The sequence below is a fragment of the Pseudomonas sp. R1-7 genome, assembly GCF_051132105.1.
In the GTDB taxonomy this organism is placed as follows: domain Bacteria; phylum Pseudomonadota; class Gammaproteobacteria; order Pseudomonadales; family Pseudomonadaceae; genus Aquipseudomonas.
Genome location: NZ_CP071661.1, coordinates 4,206,462 through 4,220,567 on the forward strand (window position 1 = coordinate 4,206,462; position 14,106 = coordinate 4,220,567).

Genomic DNA, 14,106 nt, shown 5'->3' on the forward strand with positions numbered 1-14,106 from the left:
TCAGCCCTCCTTCACGGGAGCGGGCGCCGACTGGCCGCTGTCTTTCAACGCCTTGGTCACTTCCGGCGGCATGTATTTCTCATCGTGCTTGGCCAGCACCTCATCGGCCACCACTACACCGTCGGCGTTGAGCTTGCCCAGGGCGACAATGCCCTGCCCTTCGCGGAACAGGTCCGGGAGGATGCCGCGATAGGTGATGGTCACGGTCTTGTTGAAGTCGGTGACGTTGAACTTCACGTCCAGCGAATCGCCGGAACGTACCAGCGAGCCCTGCTCCACCATGCCGCCGGCACGGATGCGGGTGTCCTTGGGCGCTTCGCCATTGGCGATCTGGGTCGGGGTATAGAACAGGTTGATGTTCTGCTGCAGGGCACTGAGGGCCAGGCCGACCGCAGCGCCGACGCCGACCAGGATCGCCAGGATGATGACAAGACGTTTTTTGCGCAGCGGATTCACTGACCGTTCTCCCGGCGCAGACGACGCGCCTCTTGTTGCAGATACCGCTTGCGGGCCAGGATCGGCGCCGCCACGTTGAGGGCCAGCACTGCCAGGCAGATGCCGTAGGCTGACCAGACATACAGGCCGTGATGGCCCATGGCGAGGAAATCGCCGAATGAAGCGAAACTCATCGAGCGGCCTCCAGGCTGTTCTGTACTTCGGCCTTCACCCAACTGGCCCGCGACTCGCGCTTGAGCACTTCCAGGCGCATGCGCAGCAGCAGCACCGCGCCAAAGAAACAGTAGAAACCCAGCGCGGCCAGCAACAGCGGCAGCCACATCTCGACGGGCATCGCCGGCTTTTCGGTGAGGGTGAACGTCGCGCCCTGGTGCAGGGTGTTCCACCACTCCACCGAGTATTTGATGATCGGGATGTTGATCACCCCGACAATCGCCAGCACCGCGCAGGCCTTGGCCGCGCTGTCACGATTGCTGATGGCGTTGCCCAGCGCAATAAGACCGAAGTACAGGAACAGCAGGATCAGCATCGACGTCAGTCGCGCATCCCAGACCCACCATGAGCCCCACGTCGGCTTGCCCCAGATCGCCCCGGTGACCAGCGCCACGGCGGTCATCCAGGCGCCGATGGGGGCCGCGCACTGTAGGGCGACGTCGGCCAGTTTCATCTTCCACACCAGCCCGACCACGCCGCAGACCGCCAGCATCACGTAGATCGACTGGGCCAGCATCGCTGTCGGGACGTGAATATAGATGATGCGGAAGCTGTTGCCCTGTTGGTAGTCCGGTGGCGCGAAGGCCAGGCCCCAGGCCAGGCCGATACCGATCAGCAACAGGGCAGCAATGCTCAACCAGGGCAACATTCTGCCGCTGATGCCGTAGAACCACTTGGGTGAGCCGAGCTTGTGAAACCAGGTCCAGTTCATTGCAGTTTCCATCACGGTTGCGGTTCGTTATCACGAACCGCCGGGGCGACCTTTACTTCCTGGGAAGTGGTCAATTCTTGACCAGGCCTCATTATTATTCGCCGACGCTGATTTTCAGGCCAGCGGCTATTGCAAAGGGTGTCAGGGTTATCGCCAGGGCGGTCAGGCTCCCAAGCCACAGCAGATAACCGGTTGCCGGCATCCCTTGCAATGCCGCCTGCAAGGCGCCACTGCCAAGGATCAACACCGGAATGTAAAGCGGCAGGATCAGCAGGGCCAGTAACAAGCCTCCGCGCTTGAGCCCCACCGTCAGCGCCGCGCCCACCGCGCCGAGCAAGCTCAGCACCGGGGTGCCCAACAACAGCGACAACAGCAGCACCGGCATGCACGCGGCAGGCAGGCCCAGCATCATCGCCAGCAACGGTGAAAGCAGCACCAGCGCCAGGCCGGAAAAAACCCAGTGTGCCAGTACCTTGGCCAAAACCAGAAGGGCCAGGGGGTGCGACGAAAGGACCCACTGTTCCAGGGAACCGTCCTCGAAATCACTGCGGAAAAGCCCGTCCAGCGAGAGCAGGACCGATAAAAGCGCCGCCACCCAGACCAGCCCGGGCGACAAGGTTTGCAACAATTGAGTCTCGGGACCGACCGCCAGCGGGAACAAGGCGATGACGATTGCGAAGAATACCAGCGGGTTGGCCAGTTCGGCCGGACGACGAAACAACAGGCGCGCTTCACGGGCGAGCAACAGGCCAAAGACACTCATACCGCCCAGTTCCCCAGGTCAATGCTGCGATAACCGGAGGGCATCCGGGCCAAGGTGTGGTGGGTGGTCAGCAGCACCATGCCGCCGTTCTCGCAATGACGGGCCAGGTGCTCTTCCAGCTGCGCCACGCCCTGTTTGTCCAGCGCGGTGAACGGCTCGTCGAGGATCCACAGCGGCGGGCTCTCCAGATACAGCCGGGCCAAGGCCACGCGGCGCTGCTGGCCGGCCGACAGGGTGTGGCTCGGAACGTCCTCGAAGCCTTTCAGTCCTACCGCCGCCAAGGCCTGCCAGATCGCCTCGCGCCCGGCCGGACGGTGAAGCGCGCAGAGCCAGCTGAGGTTTTCTTCGGGGGTCAGCAGGTCCTTGATGCCGGCGGCATGGCCAATCCACAACAGATTGCGCGCCAGTTCGCTACGCTGGCTGTGCAGCGGCTGGCCGTTGAGCAAGATCTCACCGGCGGTGGGCTGCATCAACCCGGCCAGCAGGCGCAACAGGCTGGTCTTGCCGCTGCCGTTGGGGCCACTGATCTGCACCATGTCGCCACGTGAGAGTCTCAATTCGAGATTTTCGAAAAGCAGCCGCAGATCTCGCTCACAGGCGAGGCCGACAGTTTGCAAGAGAGGACTGGTCAAGGGATCACGGGCCTTATACGGTTCAAGTCGGCCGTGCAGCAGCCGTTAAAGTGATGCAGCATAGATGCATTGACGGACCGTTCCACAGAGCTGCGTCAAACAATTGCAAGGTTTTCGCCACTCTCTGGAAGGCGGGCGGCATTATACATGTGAAGCTCTACTCCCCAAGGTAATAACCGCAGATGACAGGCGACATGAACATCCCGCCGCTGCCCCAGCCCACGGCAACGACGCGTATGCCGGCGGTAACGGGCGAGCTGCTCAAGCTGCTCGCACCGGCCGAGGGGCTGATCGGCCCGGGCCAGACCGCCAAGGCCGAGGTGTTGTCGCTCAAGCAAGCGGACCAGGCTTTCCAACTGCTGCTCAAGGTCACGCTGGAAAGCGGTCGGCAGGCCACCGTGCAAGCCACCAGCACCCAGCCATTGCCCCAGGGCACCAGCCTGGCCGTGACCCAGCCTTCGGCGAGCAACCTTGCGATCACCGTGCAACAGGCCCTCGCGTCCAGCGTCGCGACCCTGACCCGGATCGACACCACGCAATTGCCCGTGGGCACCTTGTTGCAAGGCAAAGTACTGACCAGCCAGGCCTTGCCGCAACTGCCCGGACAACCGGCCGTGTATCGCTCGCTGGTGAGCCTGCTCAACACTGCCCAGGCCGGTAGCACCCTGGACATCGATAGTCCGCAGCCGCTGCGTATCGGCATGCTGTTGAGCGCCCAGGTGCAGGATGCGCAAACATTGAAATTCGTGCCCCTGAGCAATCGCCAGGAGCAATTGGCGGTGAGCCAGCAATTGGTGACCCAAGTGAGCCGCCAGGGCTCGCTGGACAGCCTGCTCAGCGCCCTGCAGAACCTTCCCGCCAGCGACGAAGCCGGCCCCGAGCTGCGCGCCGCGGTAACGCGCCTGCTGGCCGGCTTGCCGGACGTACAACAACTGAGCACACCCAAGGGCCTGGCCCAAGCCATGGTCGCCAGCGGCGTCTTCCTGGAAAGCAAACTGCTGGCTGGCCAACCGCCAAGCCTGGCCCCGGATATGAAAAATGATTTGCTGAAACTGATCGCCCAGCTGACGCCCGCCCTGCCCGCTTCAACCAATCTCTCTGCGGTGATCGCCGCCAACACATTGGCCCAGGCGCTCCCAAGCTTTGTGCGCAGCGCCCTGGGGATGCTCGGCCAGGTCAGCGCCAAGCCACAACCCACCAGCTTTCCGCTGCCTGCGCGATTATTGAAAGGCCAGGACGAAGAAGGCGACCTGGAACATCTGCTGCGCCTGGCAGCCGCCGCCGTGTCGCGCCTGCAAAGTCATCAACTGTCGAGCCTGGAGCAGACAGGGCTGACGGATGACGGTCGGTTGATGAGCACCTGGCAAGTGGAGATTCCGATGCGCAACCTGCAGGACATCGTGCCATTGCAGGTCAAGTTCCAGCGCGAGGAAACCGCCGCCCGGGAGCAACCGGACGAACGCCGCGAACACCCCGAACCGAAACAGCAGCTCTGGCGCGTCGAGCTGGCGTTCGACATGGAACCGCTGGGGCCGCTGCAGATCCAGGCCCAGCTGCTCAGCGGCAGCCTGTCCAGCCAGTTGTGGGCAGAACGGCCCTATACCGCAAGCCTGATCGAACGGAACCTGACCGCACTGCGCGAGCGCCTCTTGACGTGCGGGCTGAATGTCGGCGATCTCGATTGCCACGTCGGCACTCCGCCCCAAGGCCCCAAGACCCGGCTGGAACAGCGCTGGGTGGACGAAACCGCATGACAACCCACACCGAACCCCGCCAGGCCATCGCCCTCAAGTACGACGGCCATCACGCCCCGACCCTTACCGCCAAAGGCGACGAAGCCTTGGCCGAGGAAATCCTGCGCATCGCCCGCGAGAGCGAAGTCCCTATTTACGAAAATGCTGAATTGGTGAAGTTGCTGGCGCGACTGGAGTTGGGCGACAGCATTCCTGAAGAGCTGTACCGCACGATTGCCGAGATCATTGCGTTTGCGTGGAACCTGAAGGGCAAGTTTCCGCAGGGCTTCGACCCCCATGCGCAGAACATCGAGAAGGACGTGACGGAACGTGGGGACGATTACTAGCCGCTGAAGGCGCTATCCCGTGGTGACTCGCTGGAATGACAAATTATTGAGCGCCAGAAAAACCTGTGGGAGCGAGCTTGCTCGCGATGGCGGGCTCACACTCAACATCTCTATTGACTGTCACACCGCTATCGCGAGCAAGCTCGCTCCCACATTGGCCTTGGGCGATAGATGAATATCAGCCGCCCTTGTGCAATTTGCTCATCAGTTCGGCCTCGGCCTGGGTCAGGCCGCACGCCTGGGTCAGTTCGTCGATGCTGGCGCCCATGCCGACCAGTCGGGCGGCCTGGGCGAAGGACAGGCTGGAGGGGTCGCGCTGCTCCAGTTGTGCCAGTTTGTCCGGCAACGGCGCGACCACGGCACGCAGCTCATGGAGCGCTTCGCCCATGCGCACGGTGCCGTTCTGATAGTCGTCGACACGCTTGGCCAGGTCCTTGATGCGCTGGTCGCGCAGCGCATCACCCTGGGCCTGCTGAGCGGCGATATCCCGCTGGCCACGTATATAGGACAAAAACATCGCCAGCGTGCCTGCCCAGAAAAGGAACAGGACAATGACTGCTACCTCAAGAATCAAATCAGATACTCTCCAGTTCCGACCACTCTTCTTCACTCATCATTTTTTCCAGTTCGACCAGGATCAGCAACTCATTGTTCTTGTTGCAGACGCCCTGGATGAACTTCGCCGATTCCTCGTTACCGACGTTAGGCGCGGTTTCGATTTCCGACTGACGCAAGTAAACCACTTCGGCAACGCTGTCGACCAGGATACCGACCACTTGCTTGTCGGCCTCGATGATCACGATGCGGGTGTTGTCGTTGACGTCGGAGGAGTCCAGGCCAAAACGCTGGCGAGTATCGATGACGGTCACGACGTTACCGCGCAGGTTGATGATGCCCAGCACGTAGCTTGGCGCACCTGGAACCGGGGCGATCTCGGTGTAGCGCAGCACTTCCTGCACGCGCATCACATTGATGCCGTAGGTTTCGTTATCGAGCTTGAAAGTCACCCATTGCAAGATCGGATCTTCGGAACCCTTGAGAGACGACGCCTTATCATTCATACCCTGACCCCTCGAAAAACCGCCTGTGGCGGTGTGTGTTCTGTCCGGCGCCGTCCTGCGCCGCCGGTTGTCTTATTTCGGTTTCCGGACCGGCTTGGCGCCGTCCAGGTGTTTTGCCCCGCCGCTGGCGATCAGCTCCGCCAGTTCGGAAACGTCCAGCAAGGCGCACATGTGTTCAATCACCGTACCGGCCAGCCATGGCCGTTGCCCTCGATGGCTACGCCACTTGATCTCGTTCGGGTCCAGGCGCAGCGAACGGCTGACCTGGTGCACCGCCAATCCCCATTCGTAGCCTTGCACTGAAATCACATATTGCAGGCCCTGGCGAAAATCATCGCGATAACGGTCCGGCATGACCCAGCGCGCGGTATCCAGTACTTTCAGGTTGCCCGCCTGGCTCGGCAGGATTCCGAGGAACCATTCCGGCTGGCCGAACAACGGCGTCAATTCCTGCCCGGCCAGAGAATAAATCGATCCCAGGCAAACCAGCGGCACCGCCAGCGTCAAACCGGCCACGTCGAACAACAAACACTCGAACGGCTCGGCGGCCCACGCCGGACGGTCATCAACCTGCACCGGCGGCGGTGTGTTGCTCGGCGGCACGTGGATCTCCACCACCGGCGTTGCCAGGCCCTGTAACAACGGCGCAACGGTGGAAACCGGCGACAGGATCGGTACCGGCGCTTCCATCACTGCCAACTGCGGCTTGACGGTCGGCGCCTCCACTGCTGCGGCACTCACTGAGGCCTGTGCATCACGGGCCTGTTCTTCGAGCACCGCGGCCTGGAACTCGTCCAGCACGGGTTCGGCTTCGACAGGCTCAGGCAACGCCTGGACCGCGCTCGGCGGCGCTGGCAATTCATCGGTCGCTTCCTGCAACAGCCCATCCAGATAGGATTGCAAGGCCATTTGCGGGCGCGAAGTTGTCTTGATCGGGCGGTTCATGGGAACTGGGCGCCACTTGAAAAGGTTATCGGCATGGATACGGCAGGACTTGAGCGCTCGCAAGCAAGCACAACGTCTACGGAGAACTTCATCAACTCAAGCCACCTGCTGCGGAACGAGCTGCTGGGCCAGCAGATGCTTGAGCAGCGCGCGATAAGCCAATACGCCACGGCTTTTGCCATCGAACTGCGAAGGGGTCACGCCGGCACGGCTGGCATCGCGCAGGCGGGTATCCACCGGGATGTAGCCTTGCCAGATGTCGTCCGGGTACATGTCGCGCAGCACCCGCAGGGTGCCGAGGGACGCCTGGGTACGACGGTCGAACAGCGTCGGCACGATGTTGAATGCCAGCGACTGCTTGCGCGAGCGGTTGACCATCGCCAGGGTGTTGACCATGCGCTCCAGGCCTTTCACCGCCAGGTGTTCGGTCTGCACTGGAATAACCAATTGTTGGCTGGCGGCCAAGGCATTGACCATCAGCAGTCCCAACAACGGTGGGCTGTCGATGATCGCGTAATCGAAATCCTGCCACAGCTGCGCCAGACTCTTGGCGATCACCAGGCCCAGGCCACTCTGGCCAGGCGATTGGCGCTCCAGGGTGGCCAGGGCCGTGCTCGATGGCAGCAGCGAAATCCGCTCGTCGCTGGTGGACAGCAGCAATTGTCCCGGCAAGCCTTCGGGCACGCTGCCCTTGTGCAGGAACAAGTCGTAGTTGCTGTGTTCCAGGCTGTCGGGATCGTAGCCGAAATAACTGGTCATCGAGCCATGGGGGTCCAGATCGACGATGACCACGCGCTTGCCCGCCTCGGCCAGCAAACCGGCTAAAGCGATGGAGGATGTGGTTTTGCCCACACCACCTTTTTGATTGGCGACTGCCCAGACTCTCATTCGGATCGTTCCTCCCGGTCGAGACGGGCCCGACCGAGAAATAGCTCGGTTATAAAGCCGGTGACGTAGAATTGACGGCGTTCTGTCTATCCGGCGACTTGACCGGGGTCGGTGCAGTTTGTGTGCCAGCCCGCTTCAATGCCGCATCCGGTTTTGCATTGGCAGTGCCGGTACCGGTCAGGCTGCGACGCACATCGAGGTTGCGCGACACCACCAGCACCACCCGACGGTTGCGCGCGCGGCCCTCGGCCGTGGCGTTATTGGCCACCGGCTGGAACTCGCCATACCCCACCGACGCGAGGCGGCCCGGATTAACGCCCTGCATGGCGAGCATGCGCACGATGCTGGCCGAACGGGCCGAAGACAACTCCCAGTTGGTGGGGTATTGCGCAGTGCGGATCGGCTGGTCATCGGTGAAGCCTTCGACGTGGATCGGGTTGTCGAACGGTTTCAGGATCGCCGCCACCTTGTCGATGATGTTGAACGCCATATCGCTGGGCATGGCATCGCCACTGCCGAACAGCAGGCTGGAGTTGAGTTCGATCTCGACCCACAACTCGTTGCCACGCACGGTCATCTGGTTGGAACTGATGAGGTCGCCGAACGCCGCGCTGATATCTTCGGCAATGCTCTTCAACGGATCGCTGCCACCGGCAATGCCGGCGTCGACCTGCTCGCTGTCCTTGACCAGCGGCTTGGCCGGGGTCGTCGTCTTCGGACGTTCGTCACCAATGGGAATCGGCTTGAGGGCGCGGTCCGAGTCAGTGAAGACGCCAATCAGCGCTTCGGAAATGACCTTGTATTTGCCTTCGTTGACCGAAGAGATCGAATACATGACCACGAAAAAGGCGAACAGCAGCGTGATGAAGTCGGCGTAGGAAACCAGCCAGCGTTCATGGTTGACGTGTTCTTCACGATGTCTGCGACGCGCCATATTCCATATCCTCCATCAGTCCATGAAGCCCTGGAGCTTCAACTCGATGGAACGCGGGTTTTCACCTTCGGCGATCGACAGGATCCCTTCCAGCAGCATTTCGCGATAGCGCGACTGGCGCAACGCGATGGACTTGAGCTTGGCCGCGATCGGCAGCAACACCAGGTTGGCGCTCGCCACGCCGTAGATGGTCGCGACGAAGGCCACGGCAATGCCGCTGCCCAGTTGCGACGGGTCGGCCAGGTTGCCCATCACATGGATCAGACCCATGACCGCACCGATGATACCGATGGTAGGCGCATAGCCGCCCATGCTCTCGAACACCTTGGCCGCTTCGATGTCACGGCTTTCCTGGGTGTAGAAATCCACTTCCAGGATGCTGCGGATCGCTTCGGGTTCGGCGCCGTCCACCAGCAATTGAAGACCCTTGCGCGAGTAGCTGTCGGGTTCGGCATCGGCCACCCCTTCCAGACCCAGCAGGCCTTCCTTGCGAGCGGTCAGGCTCCAGTTCACTACGCGGTCGATGCCACCGGCCAGGTCGACGCGAGGCGGAAACAGAATCCACACCAGGACTTGCATGGCCCGCTTGAACGCGCTCATGGGCGACTGCAACAGCGCAGCGCCGACGGTGCCACCGATTACGATCAACGCAGCCGGGCCGTTGGCCAGTGCACCGAGATGACCGCCTTCCAGATAATTGCCACCAATGATGGCGACGAACGCCATGATGATGCCGATCAGGCTGAGCACATCCATTACAGGCACGCCTCGACCAGATGTTTACCCATGTCGTCCAGGCTGTAGACCGCGTCGGCCAGGTCGGCCTTGACGATCGCCATGGGCATGCCATAGATGACGCAGCTGGCTTCGTCCTGGGCCCAGATCGCGCTGCCGCCCTGTTTGAGCAGGCGCGCGCCTTCGCGACCGTCGGCACCCATACCGGTGAGCACAACCGCCAGAACTTTGTCGCCGTAGGATTTCGCCGCAGAACCGAAAGTGATGTCCACGCAAGGCTTGTAGTTCAAGCGCTCGTCGCCCGGCAGGATTTTCACCGCGCCACGACCATCGATCATCATTTGCTTGCCACCCGGCGCCAACAGCGCCAGGCCTGGCCGCAGGATGTCGCCATCCTCGGCTTCCTTGACGCTGATGCGGCAGAGCTTGTCCAGGCGCTCGGCGAACGCCTTGGTGAACGCGGCGGGCATGTGCTGGATCAATACGATCGGCGCCGGGAAATTCGCGGGCAGCTGGGTCAGGACCCGTTGCAATGCCACCGGGCCGCCCGTGGAGGTGCCGATGGCGACCAGTTTGTAGGCCTTGCGCTTGGGCGCTGGCGACGACGGGCTGGCTGGCGCCGGGCGAGCGGGCGCCGGAGCCGGAGCACTGCGAGCCGGCGCCGGATTGAAACTGCTCGACGCAGAAGGCGCAGGCGGTGGCGTTGGCGCAGCCGTCGGCGCTGGCGCCGGTGCGCTGTAGGCACTGACGCGGCGATTGCTGCGGGAAATGCTGTGGACCTTCTCGCACAGCAACTGGCGGACCTTGTCCGGGTTGCGCGAGATGTCTTCGAAGTTTTTCGGCAGGAAGTCCACCGCCCCGGCGTCCAGCGCATCGAGGGTCACCCGGGCGCCTTCGTGGGTCAGGGAGGAGAACATCAAGACCGGGGTCGGACAGCGCTGCATGATATGCCGCACGGCCGTGATGCCGTCCATCATCGGCATCTCGTAGTCCATGGTGATCACGTCCGGCTTGAGGGCCAGGGCCTGATCGATCGCCTCTTTGCCGTTAGTCGCGGTACCGACGACCTGAATACTCGTGTCCGCCGAAAGAATTTCCGAGACGCGGCGACGGAAAAACCCCGAATCGTCCACCACCAGGACTTTAACTACCATAAACACTCCGTTAGACGAGACGCGGCCCTGGGCCGCGCCCCTCCAGAATCAAATACGCCGGGCGGCGTAACGCTTGAGCATGCTCGGCACATCGAGAATCAATGCGATGCGACCGTCGCCGGTGATGGTGGCGCCGGACATGCCCGGGGTGCCTTGGAGCATCTTGCCCAACGGCTTGATGACCACTTCTTCCTGGCCCACCAACTGGTCGACGACAAAGCCGATCCGCTGGGTACCTACCGATAGGATCACCACATGGCCTTCGCCCTGTTCCACATGGGCGGCGGAGCTGACCAGCCAGCGCTTGAGGTAGAACAGCGGCAGCGCCTTGTCCCGCACGATGACCACCTCCTGCCCGTCGACGACGTTGGTACGCGACAGGTCGAGGTGGAAAATCTCGTTGACGTTGACCAGCGGGAAAGCGAACGCCTGGTTGCCCAGCATCACCATCAGGGTCGGCATGATCGCCAGGGTCAATGGGACCTTGATGACGATCTTCGAGCCCTGCCCCTTGGTCGAGTAAATGTTGATCGAACCGTTGAGCTGGGAAATCTTGGTCTTCACCACGTCCATGCCCACGCCACGGCCCGACACGTCGGAGATCTCGGTCTTGGTCGAGAAGCCCGGGGCGAAGATCAGGTTGTAGCACTCGGTGTCGCTCAGGCGGTCGGCGGCATCCTTGTCCATCACACCACGCTTCACGGCGATGGCACGCAGGACGTTCGGGTCCATGCCTTTGCCGTCGTCGGAAATCGACAGCAGGATGTGGTCACCCTCCTGCTCGGCGGCTAGGATCACCTTGCCGCTACGGACCTTGCCCGAGGCTTCGCGCTCTTCCGGCGACTCGATGCCGTGGTCGACCGCGTTACGCACCAAGTGGACCAGCGGGTCGGCCAGGGCCTCGACAAGGTTCTTGTCCAGGTCGGTCTCTTCACCCACCAATTCCAGGTTGATTTCTTTCTTGAGCTGGCGAGCCAGGTCACGAACCAGGCGCGGGAAGCGCCCGAAGACTTTCTTGATCGGCTGCATCCGGGTCTTCATGACCGCGGTCTGCAAATCGGCCGTGACCACGTCGAGGTTCGACACGGCCTTGGACATGGCTTCGTCCTGGCTGTTGAGGCCCAGGCGCACCAGGCGGTTACGCACCAGCACCAGTTCGCCGACCATGTTCATGATCTCGTCCAGGCGCGCGGTGTCGACCCGAACGGTGGTCTCGGCTTCGCTGGCCGGTTTTTCGGCGGGCGCGGCGGAAGGAGCCCGAGCAGGGGCAGGCGCCGCTGCGGCGGCAGGCTTGGGTGTTTCAGCTTTCGGTTCCGCTGCCTTGGCAGCCGGCTTCGGCGCGGCCTTGGCGGCGGGCGCGGCAGTGGCGGCAGCGGCAGGCGCAGCGGCAGCCGCACCCACTTCGCTGAACTTGCCCTTGCCGTGCAGTTCGTCGAGCAGCGATTCGAATTCGTGGTCGCTGATCAGATCGCTACCGGCTGCCGCGGCCGCTGGCTTGGCCGGCGTCGGCGCCGAAGCGATGGCCGAGTCCAGTGCATCGACGGCAAAGTTGCCCTTGCCGTGCAACTGGTCGAGCAAGGCTTCGAATTCGTCATCGGTAATGTCCGAGTCATCACCCGCTGCCTTTGGCGCAGCCGGGGCAGCCGGGGCCGCGACCGCATCGGCGGCGAACTGGCCCTTGCCGTGCAGTTGGTCGAGCAGCGACTCGAACTCATCGTCGGTAATTTCATCGCTGGCAGCGGCATTGGCGGCTGGCGCAGCAGGTGCGGCCGGAGCCTCGGCTTCGGCCTTGACGGCGCTCAGCGAGTCCAGCAGCGATTCGAATTCGTGATCGGTAATGTCACCCGATTCTTCGGCAACCGGCTCTTCAACCACAGGCTCGGCAGCCGGCGCGGCTTCGTCAGCCGACTGCGGCTCGGCCAGGCGCGACAGCGCGGCGAGCAGCTCGGGGGTGGCTGGGGTGATCGGCGAGCGCTCGCGCACTTCGCTGAACATGCTGTTGACCGCATCCAAGGCTTCGAGCACCACGTCCATCAGCTCCGAGTCGACGCGACGCTCACCCTTGCGCAGGATGTCGAACACGTTCTCGGCAATGTGGCAGCACTCCACCAGCTCGTTGAGCTGGAGGAAGCCGGCGCCTCCTTTTACAGTGTGGAAACCGCGAAAAATTGCATTGAGCAGATCCGCATCATCAGGTCGGCTTTCCAGCTCGACCAGCTGTTCGGACAGTTGCTCTAGAATCTCGCCGGCCTCAACCAGGAAATCCTGAAGGATCTCTTCATCGGCGCCGAAGCTCATTAATGGCTGCTCCTAAAATAGGGCTAAAACTCAAAATCCAAGGCTGGACAACAAATCGTCCACATCGTCCTGACCGGACACAACGTCTTCTCTTTTATCGGCATGAATTTGCGGACCTTCACCCTGAGAGAGATGTTTTTGTGGATCTTTTTCAGCAAGTATCGCCGCGCGGTCGTGTTCGATGCCGGCAAAGCGATCCACTTGGCTTGCCATCAACACCAGCTTGAGCAAATTGCTTTCAACTTCGGTGACCAACTGGGTCACGCGCTTGATCACTTGGCCGGTCAGGTCTTGATAGTCCTGGGCCAGCAAAATGTCGTTGAGGTTGCCGGCCACGGCGCGGTTCTCGGTGCTGCTGCGCGCCAGGAATCCGTCGACCCGACGGGCCAGTTCGCGAAATTCCTCGGCGCCGACTTCGCGACGCATGAACCGTCCCCAATCGGTGCTCAACGCCTGGGCTTCCTCGCTCAGGCCGTTGACCAGGGGCGTTGCGCTTTCCACCAGGTCCATGGTGCGGTTGGCCGCGGCTTCGGTCAGCTTGACCACATAACCCAGGCGCTCGGTGGCGTCGGTGATCTGCGAGACTTCCTCGGCCTGCGGCATGTTCGGATCGATCTGGAAATTGACGATCGCGCTGTGCAGTTCACGGGTGAGCTTGCCGACTTCCTGGTACAGACCACGATCCCGGGTCTGGTTGAGCTCATGAATCATTTGAACCGCATCGCCGAAGCGGCCCTTTTCAAGGCTGTCGACCAGTTCGCGGGCATGTTTTTTCAGGGTCGATTCGAAATCGCCCATTGAAGATTCGTTGTCCATAGCTCCCCCGTGGCGCCGTTAACCGATGCGTTCGAAGATTTTTTCGATCTTCTCTTTCAACGCCTGGGCCGTGAAGGGTTTGACCACATAGCCGTTAACACCGGCCTGGGCGGCTTCGATGATCTGCTCGCGCTTGGCTTCGGCAGTGACCATCAGCACCGGCAGGTGCTTGAGTTTTTCATCGGCGCGCACGTGGCGCAGCAAGTCGATACCGGTCATGCCAGGCATGTTCCAGTCAGTCACCAGAAAGTCGATGCTCCCGCTGTTGAGGACCGGAATGGCGGTAGTGCCATCGTCGGCCTCGACCGTGTTGGTGAACCCGAGGTCACGCAACAGGTTTTTTATGATCCGCCGCATCGTTGAGAAGTCATCAACGATGAGGATTTTCATGTTCTTGTCCAATTCGACCTCCAAGCAGT

At 61.9% G+C, this 14,106-nt stretch carries 17 protein-coding genes; 2 read left to right on the plus strand and 15 right to left on the minus strand.

The features are described 5' to 3' along the window. The 5 genes from ccmE to ccmA all read right to left on the minus strand — a co-directional run bounded on the left by ccmE (position 1) and on the right by ccmA (position 2,776). Positions 1 to 456, minus strand: coding sequence for a cytochrome c maturation protein CcmE (gene ccmE, locus J3P79_RS18690; RefSeq protein ID WP_039593064.1), 456 nt, complete (start codon positions 454 to 456; stop codon positions 1 to 3). After that, complete coding sequence (ccmD, locus tag J3P79_RS18695) at positions 453 to 629, minus strand: heme exporter protein CcmD (RefSeq protein WP_007939192.1); 177 nt, start codon at positions 627 to 629, stop codon at positions 453 to 455. Before ccmD ends, ccmE begins: the two co-directional genes overlap by 4 nt. After that, a complete protein-coding gene (locus J3P79_RS18700) occupies positions 626 to 1,381 on the minus strand; it encodes a heme ABC transporter permease (protein WP_039593065.1) in 756 nt (251 codons plus the stop codon). Before J3P79_RS18700 ends, ccmD begins: the two co-directional genes overlap by 4 nt. A 94-nt stretch (positions 1,382 to 1,475) precedes the next feature. After that, positions 1,476 to 2,144, minus strand: coding sequence for a heme exporter protein CcmB (gene ccmB, locus J3P79_RS18705; RefSeq protein WP_039593066.1), 669 nt, complete (start codon positions 2,142 to 2,144; stop codon positions 1,476 to 1,478). Then, the gene (ccmA, locus tag J3P79_RS18710; protein ID WP_039593067.1) at positions 2,141 to 2,776 is read right to left on the minus strand and encodes a cytochrome c biogenesis heme-transporting ATPase CcmA; all 636 of its coding nucleotides are present in this window, start codon (positions 2,774 to 2,776) and stop codon (positions 2,141 to 2,143) included. The genes ccmB and ccmA overlap by 4 nt, the downstream gene beginning before the upstream one ends. Before the next feature lie 182 nt (positions 2,777 to 2,958). Here ccmA and J3P79_RS18715 point away from each other — a divergent pair, with 182 nt between their 5' ends. Both J3P79_RS18715 and J3P79_RS18720 read left to right on the plus strand, forming a co-directional pair. After that, positions 2,959 to 4,530 (plus strand): flagellar hook-length control protein FliK, encoded by a 1,572-nt coding sequence (locus J3P79_RS18715; RefSeq protein ID WP_434604946.1) that lies wholly within the window; start codon positions 2,959 to 2,961, stop codon positions 4,528 to 4,530. After that, the gene (locus J3P79_RS18720; protein ID WP_420767903.1) at positions 4,527 to 4,856 is read left to right on the plus strand and encodes an EscU/YscU/HrcU family type III secretion system export apparatus switch protein; all 330 of its coding nucleotides are present in this window, start codon (positions 4,527 to 4,529) and stop codon (positions 4,854 to 4,856) included. The genes J3P79_RS18715 and J3P79_RS18720 overlap by 4 nt, the downstream gene beginning before the upstream one ends. Before the next feature lie 178 nt (positions 4,857 to 5,034). Here J3P79_RS18720 and J3P79_RS18725 read toward each other — a convergent pair whose 3' ends face one another. The 10 genes from J3P79_RS18725 to J3P79_RS18770 all read right to left on the minus strand — a co-directional run bounded on the left by J3P79_RS18725 (position 5,035) and on the right by J3P79_RS18770 (position 14,077). Beyond that, positions 5,035 to 5,430: a DUF2802 domain-containing protein gene (locus tag J3P79_RS18725; RefSeq protein ID WP_030141059.1), complete on the minus strand. Its 396-nt coding sequence runs from the start codon at positions 5,428 to 5,430 to the stop codon at positions 5,035 to 5,037. Position 5,431: 1 nt separating this feature from the next. Continuing rightward, entirely contained in the window at positions 5,432 to 5,917 is a 486-nt protein-coding gene (locus J3P79_RS18730; RefSeq protein WP_039593070.1) for a chemotaxis protein CheW, read from the minus strand. Between the two features lie 72 nt (positions 5,918 to 5,989). Then, positions 5,990 to 6,862 carry a CheW domain-containing protein gene (locus tag J3P79_RS18735; RefSeq protein ID WP_434604949.1) on the minus strand — a complete coding sequence of 291 codons (873 nt, stop codon included), beginning with the start codon at positions 6,860 to 6,862 and terminating at the stop codon, positions 5,990 to 5,992. A gap of 96 nt (positions 6,863 to 6,958) precedes the next feature. Continuing rightward, positions 6,959 to 7,750: a ParA family protein gene (locus J3P79_RS18740; RefSeq protein ID WP_039593072.1), complete on the minus strand. Its 792-nt coding sequence runs from the start codon at positions 7,748 to 7,750 to the stop codon at positions 6,959 to 6,961. A gap of 49 nt (positions 7,751 to 7,799) precedes the next feature. Then, positions 7,800 to 8,684, minus strand: a complete 885-nt coding sequence (gene motD / locus J3P79_RS18745; RefSeq protein WP_434604952.1) for a flagellar motor protein MotD — start codon at positions 8,682 to 8,684, stop codon at positions 7,800 to 7,802. A gap of 15 nt (positions 8,685 to 8,699) precedes the next feature. Next, complete coding sequence (locus tag J3P79_RS18750; protein ID WP_305499634.1) at positions 8,700 to 9,440, minus strand: flagellar motor protein; 741 nt, start codon at positions 9,438 to 9,440, stop codon at positions 8,700 to 8,702. Further along, positions 9,440 to 10,573, minus strand: coding sequence for a protein-glutamate methylesterase/protein-glutamine glutaminase (locus J3P79_RS18755; protein WP_434604954.1), 1,134 nt, complete (start codon positions 10,571 to 10,573; stop codon positions 9,440 to 9,442). Before J3P79_RS18755 ends, J3P79_RS18750 begins: the two co-directional genes overlap by 1 nt. Positions 10,574 to 10,621: 48 nt before the next feature. Then, complete coding sequence (locus tag J3P79_RS18760) at positions 10,622 to 12,871, minus strand: chemotaxis protein CheA (protein ID WP_434604956.1); 2,250 nt, start codon at positions 12,869 to 12,871, stop codon at positions 10,622 to 10,624. Between the two features lie 30 nt (positions 12,872 to 12,901). Further along, the gene (locus J3P79_RS18765; RefSeq protein WP_039593077.1) at positions 12,902 to 13,687 is read right to left on the minus strand and encodes a protein phosphatase CheZ; all 786 of its coding nucleotides are present in this window, start codon (positions 13,685 to 13,687) and stop codon (positions 12,902 to 12,904) included. A gap of 18 nt (positions 13,688 to 13,705) precedes the next feature. Further along, positions 13,706 to 14,077, minus strand: coding sequence for a chemotaxis response regulator CheY (locus J3P79_RS18770; protein ID WP_003183998.1), 372 nt, complete (start codon positions 14,075 to 14,077; stop codon positions 13,706 to 13,708). Positions 14,078 to 14,106: the final 29 nt, after the last annotated feature.

Bases quoted from the DNA above. Each gene is read 5' to 3' on its own strand.
- J3P79_RS18715 (WP_434604946.1), top strand. From the start codon at position 2,959: ATGACAGGCGACATGAACATCCCGCCGCTGCCCCAGCCCACGGCAACG.
- J3P79_RS18755 (WP_434604954.1), bottom strand. From the start codon at position 10,573: ATGGTAGTTAAAGTCCTGGTGGTGGACGATTCGGGGTTTTTCCGTCGC.
- J3P79_RS18700 (WP_039593065.1), bottom strand. From the start codon at position 1,381: ATGAACTGGACCTGGTTTCACAAGCTCGGCTCACCCAAGTGGTTCTAC.
- J3P79_RS18765 (WP_039593077.1), bottom strand. From the start codon at position 13,687: ATGGACAACGAATCTTCAATGGGCGATTTCGAATCGACCCTGAAAAAA.
- motD (WP_434604952.1), bottom strand. From the start codon at position 8,684: ATGGCGCGTCGCAGACATCGTGAAGAACACGTCAACCATGAACGCTGG.
- J3P79_RS18770 (WP_003183998.1), bottom strand. From the start codon at position 14,077: ATGAAAATCCTCATCGTTGATGACTTCTCAACGATGCGGCGGATCATA.
- J3P79_RS18740 (WP_039593072.1), bottom strand. From the start codon at position 7,750: ATGAGAGTCTGGGCAGTCGCCAATCAAAAAGGTGGTGTGGGCAAAACC.
- ccmB (WP_039593066.1), bottom strand. From the start codon at position 2,144: ATGAGTGTCTTTGGCCTGTTGCTCGCCCGTGAAGCGCGCCTGTTGTTT.
- J3P79_RS18720 (WP_420767903.1), top strand. From the start codon at position 4,527: ATGACAACCCACACCGAACCCCGCCAGGCCATCGCCCTCAAGTACGAC.
- J3P79_RS18760 (WP_434604956.1), bottom strand. From the start codon at position 12,871: ATGAGCTTCGGCGCCGATGAAGAGATCCTTCAGGATTTCCTGGTTGAG.
- ccmD (WP_007939192.1), bottom strand. From the start codon at position 629: ATGAGTTTCGCTTCATTCGGCGATTTCCTCGCCATGGGCCATCACGGC.
- J3P79_RS18750 (WP_305499634.1), bottom strand. From the start codon at position 9,440: ATGGATGTGCTCAGCCTGATCGGCATCATCATGGCGTTCGTCGCCATC.
- J3P79_RS18735 (WP_434604949.1), bottom strand. From the start codon at position 6,862: ATGAACCGCCCGATCAAGACAACTTCGCGCCCGCAAATGGCCTTGCAA.
- J3P79_RS18730 (WP_039593070.1), bottom strand. From the start codon at position 5,917: ATGAATGATAAGGCGTCGTCTCTCAAGGGTTCCGAAGATCCGATCTTG.